The sequence below is a fragment of the Oceanicella sp. genome, from assembly GCF_056449545.1.
Genome location: NZ_JBWOMN010000071.1, coordinates 63,567 through 73,836, shown reverse-complemented (window position 1 = coordinate 73,836; position 10,270 = coordinate 63,567). Strand labels below are relative to the sequence as shown.

The window sequence follows — 10,270 nt, the reverse complement described above, 5'->3', positions numbered from 1 at the left end:
GGGGCGGGGCGGGGCGGGCTCGGCGGACTTCGCGGCGGGCTTGGCCGCCGGCTTGGCGGCGGCGGACGCCGCCGCTTCGGGCGCGGGCTTGCCGGCCGCCGCGCGGTTGGACAGGCCCAGGCGATGCACCTTGCCGATCACCGCGTTGCGGGTGACGCCGCCCAGGGCCTTGGCGATCTGGCTGGCGCTGCGCCCCTCGCCCCACATGGTCTTGAGCGCCTCGACCCTATCGTCGGTCCACGACATGCGCTGTCACTCCTGCTTGCCGGATCGGGGCAACGGCCTGCCCCCGGCCTTGGTGGCCGCCCATCCTCCGCGATGACGGGAAATCCGCGATTTGCGTTTCCCCCCTATTGTAACCCTCCCCGCGGCGGTTACAAGATGGGGGCCGCCGCGTTCCCCTGCGCGACGCCGTCGCGGCGCGGGCGGCACGGGTCGAAACCGGAGAGCGAAGCCGGATCGCGCCCCGCCCCGCCCCTTCCCTCCCCGGCGCCCGCCAGACCCGCCCCGCCCCAGCCCAGACCGACGAGGCCCCGAAATGTCCGCCACCCGCCCCCGCCTCGCCATGGGCCAGCGCCGCTTCGGGCGCGTCAACGCGCTGGGCCTCGCCACGCTCTGCAAGCGCGAGACGCTGCGCTTCCTCAATGTCTGGACCCAGACCCTGCTGGCGCCGGCGGTGACGGCGACCCTGTTCATGGCGGTGTTCACCGTGGCGCTGGCGGGGCGGCGCGCCGCCCCGGCGTCCGGCGTCCCGGTGGCGGCGTTCCTGGCCCCGGGGATCGTGATGATGACCGTGCTGCAGAACGCCTTCGTCAACACCTCGTCCTCGCTTCTGGTGTCAAAGATCCAGGGCAACATCGTGGACACGCTCATGCCCCCGCTCAGCCCGGGCGAATTGCTGACCGGGCTGGCCTTCGGCGGCGTGGCGCGGGGCATGGCGGTGGCGGCGGCGGCGGGGATCGCGGCGTTCTCGTTGGGCGGCGTCTGGCCAGTCGCGCCGCTCTGGCTGCTCTGGTTCGCCTTCGCCGGCGCGCTGATCATGGCGCTGACCGGGGTGGTCGCGGGGATCTTCGCCGAAAAATTCGACCAGATGTCGGCGATCACCAATTTCGTCATCACCCCGCTGAGCTTCCTCAGCGGGGCCTTCTATTCGATCTCCATCCTGCCCGACCCCCTGCGCCAGATCAGCCGCGCCAACCCCATCTTCTACCTGATCGACGGCTTTCGCCACGGCGCGCTCGGGGTTTCGGACGCCGCGCCCTGGACCAGCTTCGCGGTGTCGCTGGGGCTGATCGCCCTGCTCTGGACCCTGTGCTGGCGGCTGCTCGCCAGCGGCGGCCGCCTCAAGCCCTGACCCCGGCGCGCGCCCTCCGGCAACGCCCGCGGCGCCGGCGAAACCCCGAAACCTCGCGACCCGCGCCAGCAAGGGGAATGCCCGCCGCAGGCGGGCGCCGTTTGACTGACGCGGCGCAAAGGCGGTGGCGCGCGCGCAATCAAGGCGTTAGAAGCCTCTGACCGCAGATCGAGGACCCTTCGATGACCGCCACGCAACCGCACCCGACCATCGTCCCGCAGCCCGGCGTGCTCGACATCGCGCCCTATGTCGGCGGCGAAAGCGCCGTCCCCGGGGCCAACCGCGTCATCAAGCTGTCCTCCAACGAAAACCCCCACGGCCCCTCGCCGCAGGCGCGCGAGGCCTATCGCGAGGCCGCCGACGGCCTCGCGCTCTATCCCGACGGCGGCCATGCGCGCCTGCGCGCCGCCATCGCCGAGGTCGAAAACCTCGACCCCGCGCGCCTGATCTGCGGCGCCGGCTCGGACGAGATCATCTCGCTGCTGTGCCAGACCTATGCCGGGCCGGGCGACGAGGTGCTGCACTCCGCCCATGGCTTCTCCATGTATCCGATCAGCGCGCGCGCAGCGGGCGCGACCCCGGTCGCCGCTCCGGAAACCGATTTCCGCACCGATGCGGACGCCCTGCTCGCCGCCTGCACCGCGCGCACCAGGCTGGTCTTCGTCGCCAACCCCAACAACCCCACCGGCACCATGATCGACCGGTCGGAGCTGGCGCGGCTCGCCGCCGGCCTGCCCCCGCGGGCGTTGCTGGTCCTCGACGGCGCCTATGCCGAATACGTGCGCGAGCCCGGCCATGACGGCGGCGCGGCGCTGGTCGCGGCCCGCGACAACGTGGTGATGACCAGAACGTTTTCGAAGATCCACGGGCTGGCGGCGCTCAGGCTCGGCTGGGCCTTCGCGCCGGATCACGTTATCGACGCGCTCAACCGCATGCGCGGCCCGTTCAACGTCTCGGCCCCGGCGCTGGCGGCGGGCGAAGCGGCGATCCGCGACATCGACTACCGCGACCATTGCGCCGTCGCCAACGAGGTCTGGCGCGACTGGCTGGCCAAGCAGCTGGCCCGCGCCGGGATCCCCACCCTGCCGAGCCACGCCAATTTCCTGCTCGCAAGATTCGGCGCCGACCGGGTGGACCCCGCCGACGCCTTCTTCAAGGCCCGCGGCGTGATCCTGCGCAAGGTGGCGGGCTACGGGCTGCCCGCGCATATCCGCATCACAGTGGGCGACGAAGCCGCCTGCCGGCTGGTCGCCGAAATCGCCGCCGGTTTCATGGCGCAGGCCCGATGACCGCGCCGGCCGGAAAACCGGTCTATGACCGCGTGGCGCTGATCGGCCTGGGGCTGATCGGCTCGTCCTTCGCCCATGCGCTGCGCCGCGCCGGGCTGGCGGGTCATGTCGCGGGGCACGCGCGCTCGGCCAGAACCCGCGACATCGCGCGAAAGCTCGGATTCTGCGATTCGGTGCATGACAGCGCCGCCGCGGCGGCGGCAAACGCCGATCTGGTGATGCTCTGCGTGCCCGTCGGGGCCATGGGCGCGGTGGCGCGCGACATCGCCCCGGCGCTGAAGCCCGGCGCCACCCTGTCCGACGCCGGCTCGGTGAAAGCCGCGGTGATCGAGGCCATCGCCCCGCATCTGCCTCCGCAGGTGCATTTCATCCCCGCGCATCCGCTGGCGGGCACCGAGAATTCCGGCCCCGAATCGGGCTTCGCCGAACTCTACGACAACCGCTGGGTGATCCTCACCCCGCCCGAGGGTTCCGACCCCCGCGCCGTCGCCCGCCTGCGCGGGGTGTGGGAGGGCTGCGGCGCCCATGTGGACGAAATGGACCCCGGGCATCACGATCTGGTGCTGGCGGTGACCTCGCACGCGCCGCATCTGATCGCCTACACCATGGTGGGCGTGGCCGACGACATGCGCCGGGTGACCTCCACCGAGGTGATAAAATACTCCGCCGCCGGGTTTCGCGACTTCACCCGCATCGCCGCCTCCGACCCGACCATGTGGCGCGACGTGTTCCTCAACAACAAGGCGGCGACGCTGGAAATCCTCGGCCGCTTCACCGAAGAACTGTTCGCCCTGCAGCGCGCCATCCGCACCGGCGACGGCGATCTGCTGTTCGACTATTTCACCCGCACCCGGGCGATCCGGCGCGGCATCATCGACGCCGGCCAGGACACCAGCGCCCCGGATTTCGGCCGCGGCGCCCCCGCGCCGGGTCCGGCGCGCCCCCCCGCCAACGCCGCCGCCGCCGGCGCCGCCGACACTGGCGGCGGCACTGCTGGCGGCGGCGGCGGCGGCGAAGACTGAGGCGGGCGCGGGCATGACCGCGCCCCGCGCCCGCCGCCGCCCGGCATGGGCCGCGCTGCTGGCGATCGTGACCCTCGTCGCCGCAAGCGCGCCCGCCGCCGCGCAGCCCCCGGCCCCGAACGCCCCCGCCCAATACAAGAAGATCTGCGGCGATCCGCGGCTGCGCGGGCGCGTGTTGGCCCCGATCCCCGGCCCCGGCTATTGCGGCGTCCCCGCGCCGGTGGAGCTGGGCCGCGCGTTCGGCGTGGCGCTGATCCCGCCGGTCACGGTGAATTGCCGCACCGCGCGCCGCTTGGCCGACTGGATCGAACGCGGCCCGGCCCCGGCGGCGAAACGCGAGCTGTCCCGAACCCTGGTCGCGATCACCCCGAGCGGCGGCTACGCCTGCCGCCCGCGCAACAACCGCCCCGGCGGGCGCCTGTCCGAACACGCCGCGGGCAACGCCATGGACCTGTCCGGTTTCATCCTGTCGGACGGGCGGCGCGTGACCCTGACGCAAGGCTGGGGACGCGGCGCGGAGGGGCGGTTCCTGCGCGCCGGCTGGCGCGCCGCCTGCGGCCTGTTCGGCACCGTGCTCGGCCCCGACTACAACGCCATGCACCGAAACCATTTTCACCTCGACACCGCGAGCCGCGCCGCCGGCCCGGTCTGCCGCTGACCCTTCGGTTGCCGGGACGCGCTCCGCGCGATGTCGAGGCCGAAGGCTCCCGCCCGTCGGCCGCCCCTCGCGGGGCGACCTCCCGTTTGGCGGAGCCCTCGCGGCTGCGCCGCATCGGGCGCCTGCGGCGGGCTTTTTTCGGGTTTTCATTGAGGGTTGCGGGGAGGTGGCGGGCGGCGCGAGCGTGGCGGTTTTTTGGGCGCCGCGACGATTGAACGCCGGCCGGTCCCCTGAGACCTACCCGCCGTCGAGGCGTTGCAACGCCCGCCGCGCCGCCTGCGCGTCGAGGCCGTCCCGATCCAGCGCCACCGCGCGCAGCAGGCTTTCGCGCGCCGCGTCGCGGCGCTTCAGCCCGGCCTCGGCGCGGCCCTTCTCCAGCCAGGCGCGCGGGGACCCGGAGACCTGCGCGATCGCCGCCTCCGCGTCCTGCAGCGCGCCCGCAAAATCGCCGCGCCCGCGCCGCCCCTCGGCGCGCAGCAGATGCAGCCCCGCCGCCCGGGGCGCCCGGGCGATGGCCACGTTGAGGTCGGCGATCGCCGCGTCCCAGTCGCCCTTGGCGGCATGGGCCTGCGCCCGCACCCCCAGCAGCGCCGGATCGCCCGGCGCGATGTCGAGCGCCGCCGCCAGCGATTTCAGCGCCCGATCCGGCAGATCCTCGGCCAGCCACAGATCGGCGGCGAGGCTGCGCGCCTCCACCCGCTGCTCGGGGCCGAGCCCCGCCAGCCCGTCGCCGGCCAGCGCGTCGAGCCGCAGCGCCGCGCCGGCCCGCGCGCCCAGCGCCGACAGCGCCAGCGCCTCGCAGATCCCCGCCGGGGCGCCGCCGCCGAACCGGCGCCATTCGCCCGCCGCCTCGCGCGCCGCGCCCGGATCACGATCCAGCAGCGCCAGGCAGTCGGCATAATCGCGGATCGGAGCCGCGGCCAGCGGCGAGGAGGCAAGCGCCGCGAAGGCGGCGCCCAGGCAAAGCGCAGGGGTGAATCGCATTTTCCGTCAGGGCTCCCTATGGTGCGGCCCGGACCCTAGCGGCCACTTGGGAGAGACGCAAATGACCCGCACCCTGCTCAGTTTCGGCCATGGCTACAGCGCCCGCGTCCTGGCCCGGCGTCTGCCCGCGCCCGACTGGACCGTGCTGGGCACGGTGCGCGACCCCGAAACCGCGCGCGCCATACAGGCCGAGGGCGCGACGCCCCTGATCTGGCCGCTGAGCGAGCCGGAGGCGGCGCTCGACGCCGCCACCCATCTGCTGATCTCCGCCGGGCCCAACGCCGAGGAAGGCGACCCGGTGCTGGCGCGTCTGCGCCCGGCCATCGCCGCGCGGGCCGGACGGTTCCAGTGGGTCGGCTACCTGTCCACCACCGGCGTCTACGGCGACCGAGGCGGCGCCTGGATCGACGAAACCGCCGCACGCCGCCCGACGACGGCCCGCGGCAAGCTGCGCGCGGCGGCGGAGGATGCATGGCTGGATCTGTGGCGCGAGACCGGGCTGCCGGTGCATGTGTTCCGGCTCGCGGGCATCTACGGGCCGGGGCGCGGCCCCTTCGCCAAGCTGCGCGCCGGGACCGCGCGGCGCATCGTCAAGCCCGGGCAGGTGTTCTCGCGCATCCATGTGGAGGATATCGCCAGCGTGCTGCGCGCCTCCATGGCCCGACCCGACCCGGGCGCCGCCTACAATGTCTGCGACGACGACCCGGCGCCGCCCGAAGAGGTGATCGAGGAAGCCGCAAGGCTGCTGAACCTGCCGGTCCCCCCGGCGATCCCCTTCGCCGAGGCCGAGCTCACCCCCATGGCCCGCAGCTTCTACGCCGAAAGCAAGCGCACCGCCAACGCCCGCATCAAAGCCGATCTGGGGGTGAAGCTGAAATATCCCGACTACCGCAGCGGCCTCGCCGCCCTGCTGGCCGCGGAACCCGGGCGCTGAGCCGCCCCCGCCCCCCGGAGGCGGCGGGCGGGCGGGTGGGACCGCCTCCGGGGGGCCGGCCCCGCAAGGGGCCGCAAGCGGCGCGCGCCGTTCAGTCGATGCGTTTCACCACCGCGTCCCCGGCGCGCATGACGCCGCCGGCGCGATCGAATCGCAGATGCGCCAGCCCGCGATCCCCCGCCACCGAGCCCAGAACCCCCGCCGGCTTGCCGTCCTCGGCGAGCAGCGCCGCCCCGGGCGCCGCCTCGCCGTCGATCGCAACCCGCGCCAGCCCCTTGCGCAGCGCGGTCTTGTGCTTCATGCGGGCGACGATTTCCTGCCCCACATAGCAGCCCTTGCGGAAATCGACGCCGTGCAGGCGCTCGAACCCGGCTTCGAGCACATAGCTGTCATCGGGGATCAGATCGACGCCGCTCGCCGGCACGCCATGACGCACCCTGAGCGCGGCGCGCGCCTCGGGGGCGGCGGGCGCGACGCCGGCAAGCGCCGCCGCCGGGTCCGCCGCGTAAACGCGCCCGCCAAGCGCCTCGTGGCGCGGGTCGGGCAGCGCGCCGGGGACCTCCCGCCAGCCCTCGCCCCAGACCAGCGCCACGCCCAGCCCGGCCTCGCCGATCGCCACCTTGCGCCGCAACCGGTACATGGCCAGCCGCTGCGCCAGCGCCCCGGCGCGATCGGCGGCCACGTCGATCAGCGCCGCTTCCGGATCCTCGGGATCGGCGACAAGAAAAAAATCGAACAGATACTTGCCCTGCGGCGTCAGCAGCGCCGCGTAGACCGGGCCGGAGTCGATCCCGGCGACGTCATTGGTGACCAGATCCTGAAGGAACGGCCGGGTCTCGGCCCCCGACAGGCGCAGCACCGCGCGATCGGCGACGAGGCCGCGCGGCGATTTGGCTTCGGTCATGCCGGCCTCCCGTTTCTTTGCGTCATCCGCGCCTCGCCATCGGGGCGCAGCGGCAATCAAGGCGCATCTTCGCCGCCGCGGCAATGGCGGATCGGGATCCGCCCTGCACAAAAAGCGTCGCCGATCCCCGATTGCAAACATTGGCGTCGCATCGCGCGCCGCCCCCTGTTAGTAACCATCCCTTACGAAAGACGGCGCATCCTGGCCAGCGAGGACATTGCGCGCGCCGATCCAAGGCCGGAGCCCGACGCCATGCCGCCCACATCATCGCCGCAGCCGATCCCGCAGGGCGCCTGCGCCCCCCGCGCACAGGGCACGCTGGCCTTCGTGGCGCTGATCGCCAGCCTCGGCGCGCTCAACGCATTCTCCACCGACATCGTCATCCCCGCATTGGGGCTGATCGCGCGGGACCTGGATCTCGCCGATCCCAACCGGCGGCAATGGGTGGTGTTCGCGGTGCTCGCGGGCATGGCCGGATCGCAGCTGCTGCTCGGCCCGGTGGCCGACAGCCTGGGGCGCCGACGCGCGGCGTTTCTGGGTTTCGCCATATTCATCGCCGGCGGGGCGCTGTCGGCCTCGGCGCAAAGCTTCGAAACCCTGATCGCCGGTCGGCTGCTGCAGGGGTTCGGGTCCGGGGGGCTCCGCGTGGTCGGGCTGGCGATCACCCGCGACCGGTTCAGCGGCGACGCCATGGCGCGGATCGTGTCCCTGACCACGGCGGCCTTCGTGCTCATGGTGTTCGCCGCGCCGCTGCTGGGGCAACTGGTGGTCGCCGTCGCCGGCTGGCGCTGGGTGTTCGGGGTGCTGATCGCGCAATGCCTGGCCACCGCCGCCTGGATGGCGCTGGCACAGCCCGAGACCCTGCGCCCGGAACACCGGCGCGCCTTCTCGCTGCGCGCCATGATCGCGACGCTGGCCGAATCGCTGCGCCACCCGGCGACGCTGGGCTACGCGCTGGCGCTCGGCGGCGCCTTCGGGGCCTTCGCGCTGTATCTGGGTTCGGCGCAGCAGATATTCGGCGACATCTACCGGCTCGGCGCCCTGCTGCCCATCGCCTTCGGCGGATTGTCGCTGACCTACGGCGCGGTGTCGCTGGCCAACGCCTGGCTGGTGATGCGCTTTGGCGCCATCCGCGTGGTGCGCGCCGGGATGCAGATCTGGACGCTGGCCTCGATCCTCGGCGCCGCGGTCTTCGCGCTGGCCTTTGACGGAGTCCCGCCGCTGTGGCTTTACATGGGCGTCATGGCGATCCCGATCAGCTGCTTCGCGCTGCTCTACGGCAACATGTCGGCGCTGGCGCTGGCGCCCATGGGGAACAAGGCGGGGTCGGCCTCGTCGATCCTGGCGGCCATCGGCACCCTGATCGGGGTGGTCATCGCCGGCATCGGCGGCGCGGCGCTGGAAAGCACCGTGACCCCGGTCATGATCGTGTTCGCGCTGACCGGGGTTTCCGGCGTGCTGATCCTCGAACGCATGCGCCGGCTCGGGCGGGGCTGATGGCGGCGCCGCTCTCCGTCGTCATCCCGACGCTCGAGGCCGCCGACGCCATCGGCCCCTGCCTCGGGGCGCTGGGCGAGGCGCTCACCGAGGGGCTGATCCGCGAGGTGATCATCGTCGACGGCGGCTCGCGCGACGCCATCGCCGAGGTCGCGGAGGCGGTGGGCGCGACGCTGATCCGCACGCCGCCGGGGCGCGGCGCGCAGCTTGCCGCCGGGGCGCGGGCGGCGCGGGGGGACTGGCTGCTGTTCCTGCATGCCGACACGGTGCTGTCGCCGGGCTGGGCCGGCGCCGTGCGCGCGCACATGAATGCGGCGCCCGAGGCCGCGGGCTGGTTCCGGCTGCGCTTCGACGCCCCCGGCGCCGCGGCGGCGCTGGCGGCGGGCTGGGGCAATCTGCGGGCCCGGGCGCTGGGGCTGCCGTTCGGCGATCAGGGGCTGTTGGTCTCGGCCCTGCGCTACCGCGCCGCCGGGGGCTATCCCGAGATCCCGCTGATGGAGGATCTGGCCCTGGTCCGCCGCCTGCCCACCCGCCCGCTGGCGGCCAGCGCCACCACCAGCGCCGCGCGCTACCTGCGCGACGGCTGGCTGCGGCGCGGGCTGCGCAACCTGAGCAACCAGGCGCTGTTCGTCCTGGGCGCCTCGCCCGAACGCCTCGCCGCCCGCTATCGCCGTTGATCGATTTCCGGGCTGGCGGCTGGCGTTGAAGTTTGCGCCGACCAAGGGCGGCGCCGGCCATGCGCCCCGCCGGTTCAGCGCCCCGACCGAGTCGTAAAAACCACGCGCGCCTGTCGCGCCGACGCTTGCGCCCGCGCCGCCCGCGCCGCACTCTGGCGTGAATCCACAGGGAGACCCGCCATGCCCACGCCATCGCCCCGCCCGGCCTCCGCCGCCATCGGCGCCAATGCCGACGCCAAGCTGCGCGCCGACCTCGCCGCCGCCTTCCGCTGGGCCGTGAAGCTCGGCTGGCACGAGGCCGTGGCCAACCATTTCAGCGTGATGACCGGGCGGGACAAGCGGTTCCTCATCAACCCGGACCAGATGCATTTCGCCCGCATCCGCGCCTCGGACCTGATCGAGATCGACGCCGACGATCCCGACACCCCGAACCGCCCCGACGCCCCCGATCCGACCGCCTGGGGGCTGCATGGATCGCTGCACCGCAACCTGCCCCATGCGCGCTGCGCGCTGCATGTGCATTCGAAATACGCCACCGCGCTGGCCGCGCTGGCGGACAGCCGCCTGCCGCCCGTCGACCAGAATTCGGCGATGTTCTTCAACCGCGTGGCGATAGATGAAAACTACGGCGGCCTGGCCTTCGAGGAGGAGGGCGAGCGCGTCTGCGCCCTGTTCGGCGACCCGCGCGTGAAAATCCTGGTGATGGGCAATCACGGCGTGCTGGCGATCGGCGACACCGTGGCCGAGGCCTTCAACACGCTGTATTATTTCGAGCGCGCGGCGGAAACCTACATCACCGCGCTTTCCACCGGGCGCCCCCTGCGGGTGCTGTCCGACGAGATCGCCGAAAAGACCGCGCAGGAGGCCGGCGACTATCCCAGCGCGGCGCAGGCGCATCTGCGCGAGCTGCGCCTGCTGCTTGACGCCGAAAACGCCGATTACGCAGGTTGA

11 protein-coding genes are annotated in these 10,270 nt (G+C 73.2%); 8 read left to right on the top strand and 3 right to left on the bottom strand.

Annotated features, from left to right (window positions below):
- A partial coding sequence (locus AC1HC7_RS10375) for a GcrA family cell cycle regulator (protein WP_479498991.1) occupies positions 1-246 on the bottom strand: 246 nt, incomplete at its 3' end.
- Positions 247-538: 292 nt separating this feature from the next.
- Here AC1HC7_RS10375 and AC1HC7_RS10370 point away from each other — a divergent pair.
- The 4 genes from AC1HC7_RS10370 (at position 539) to AC1HC7_RS10355 (ending at position 4,323) form a co-directional block, all read left to right on the top strand.
- Positions 539-1,354: an ABC transporter permease gene (locus tag AC1HC7_RS10370; RefSeq protein WP_479497205.1), complete on the top strand. Its 816-nt coding sequence runs from the start codon at positions 539-541 to the stop codon at positions 1,352-1,354.
- A gap of 182 nt (positions 1,355-1,536) precedes the next feature.
- Positions 1,537-2,643, top strand: coding sequence for a histidinol-phosphate transaminase (gene hisC, locus AC1HC7_RS10365; protein WP_479497204.1), 1,107 nt, complete (start codon positions 1,537-1,539; stop codon positions 2,641-2,643).
- Positions 2,640-3,665, top strand: a complete 1,026-nt coding sequence (locus AC1HC7_RS10360; RefSeq protein ID WP_479498990.1) for a prephenate/arogenate dehydrogenase family protein — start codon at positions 2,640-2,642, stop codon at positions 3,663-3,665. The genes hisC and AC1HC7_RS10360 overlap by 4 nt, the downstream gene beginning before the upstream one ends.
- Positions 3,666-3,678: 13 nt before the next feature.
- Complete coding sequence (locus AC1HC7_RS10355) at positions 3,679-4,323, top strand: extensin family protein (protein WP_479497202.1); 645 nt, start codon at positions 3,679-3,681, stop codon at positions 4,321-4,323.
- Between the two features lie 237 nt (positions 4,324-4,560).
- Here the strand turns inward: AC1HC7_RS10355 and AC1HC7_RS10350 are convergent, their stop codons facing one another.
- Positions 4,561-5,307, bottom strand: a complete 747-nt coding sequence (locus AC1HC7_RS10350; RefSeq protein ID WP_479497201.1) for a hypothetical protein — start codon at positions 5,305-5,307, stop codon at positions 4,561-4,563.
- Positions 5,308-5,368: 61 nt separating this feature from the next.
- Between AC1HC7_RS10350 and AC1HC7_RS10345 the strand changes: the two genes are divergently transcribed.
- The gene (locus AC1HC7_RS10345; RefSeq protein WP_479498989.1) at positions 5,369-6,241 is read left to right on the top strand and encodes an SDR family oxidoreductase; all 873 of its coding nucleotides are present in this window, start codon (positions 5,369-5,371) and stop codon (positions 6,239-6,241) included.
- 91 nt (positions 6,242-6,332) lie between these two features.
- On the opposite strand, the gene ygfZ is transcribed toward AC1HC7_RS10345, so the two are convergent.
- Positions 6,333-7,145 (bottom strand): CAF17-like 4Fe-4S cluster assembly/insertion protein YgfZ, encoded by an 813-nt coding sequence (ygfZ, locus tag AC1HC7_RS10340; RefSeq protein WP_479497199.1) that lies wholly within the window; start codon positions 7,143-7,145, stop codon positions 6,333-6,335.
- A 252-nt stretch (positions 7,146-7,397) separates the two neighbouring features.
- Between ygfZ and AC1HC7_RS10335 the strand changes: the two genes are divergently transcribed.
- The 3 genes from AC1HC7_RS10335 to AC1HC7_RS10325 all read left to right on the top strand — a co-directional run bounded on the left by AC1HC7_RS10335 (position 7,398) and on the right by AC1HC7_RS10325 (position 10,270).
- Positions 7,398-8,642 carry an MFS transporter gene (locus AC1HC7_RS10335; protein WP_479497198.1) on the top strand — a complete coding sequence of 415 codons (1,245 nt, stop codon included), beginning with the start codon at positions 7,398-7,400 and terminating at the stop codon, positions 8,640-8,642.
- Entirely contained in the window at positions 8,642-9,319 is a 678-nt protein-coding gene (locus tag AC1HC7_RS10330; protein WP_479497197.1) for a TIGR04283 family arsenosugar biosynthesis glycosyltransferase, read from the top strand. Before AC1HC7_RS10335 ends, AC1HC7_RS10330 begins: the two co-directional genes overlap by 1 nt.
- A 180-nt stretch (positions 9,320-9,499) precedes the next feature.
- Positions 9,500-10,270, top strand: a complete 771-nt coding sequence (locus AC1HC7_RS10325; protein ID WP_479497196.1) for a class II aldolase and adducin N-terminal domain-containing protein — start codon at positions 9,500-9,502, stop codon at positions 10,268-10,270.

Excerpts from the sequence above, each read along its gene's own strand:
- AC1HC7_RS10345 (WP_479498989.1), top strand. The coding sequence starts at position 5,369 with ATGACCCGCACCCTGCTCAGTTTCGGCCATGGCTACAGCGCCCGCGTC.
- AC1HC7_RS10360 (WP_479498990.1), top strand. The coding sequence starts at position 2,640 with ATGACCGCGCCGGCCGGAAAACCGGTCTATGACCGCGTGGCGCTGATC.
- AC1HC7_RS10370 (WP_479497205.1), top strand. The coding sequence starts at position 539 with ATGTCCGCCACCCGCCCCCGCCTCGCCATGGGCCAGCGCCGCTTCGGG.
- AC1HC7_RS10325 (WP_479497196.1), top strand. The coding sequence starts at position 9,500 with ATGCCCACGCCATCGCCCCGCCCGGCCTCCGCCGCCATCGGCGCCAAT.
- AC1HC7_RS10350 (WP_479497201.1), bottom strand. The coding sequence starts at position 5,307 with ATGCGATTCACCCCTGCGCTTTGCCTGGGCGCCGCCTTCGCGGCGCTT.
- AC1HC7_RS10330 (WP_479497197.1), top strand. The coding sequence starts at position 8,642 with ATGGCGGCGCCGCTCTCCGTCGTCATCCCGACGCTCGAGGCCGCCGAC.
- hisC (WP_479497204.1), top strand. The coding sequence starts at position 1,537 with ATGACCGCCACGCAACCGCACCCGACCATCGTCCCGCAGCCCGGCGTG.
- AC1HC7_RS10335 (WP_479497198.1), top strand. The coding sequence starts at position 7,398 with ATGCCGCCCACATCATCGCCGCAGCCGATCCCGCAGGGCGCCTGCGCC.
- ygfZ (WP_479497199.1), bottom strand. The coding sequence starts at position 7,145 with ATGACCGAAGCCAAATCGCCGCGCGGCCTCGTCGCCGATCGCGCGGTG.
- AC1HC7_RS10355 (WP_479497202.1), top strand. The coding sequence starts at position 3,679 with ATGACCGCGCCCCGCGCCCGCCGCCGCCCGGCATGGGCCGCGCTGCTG.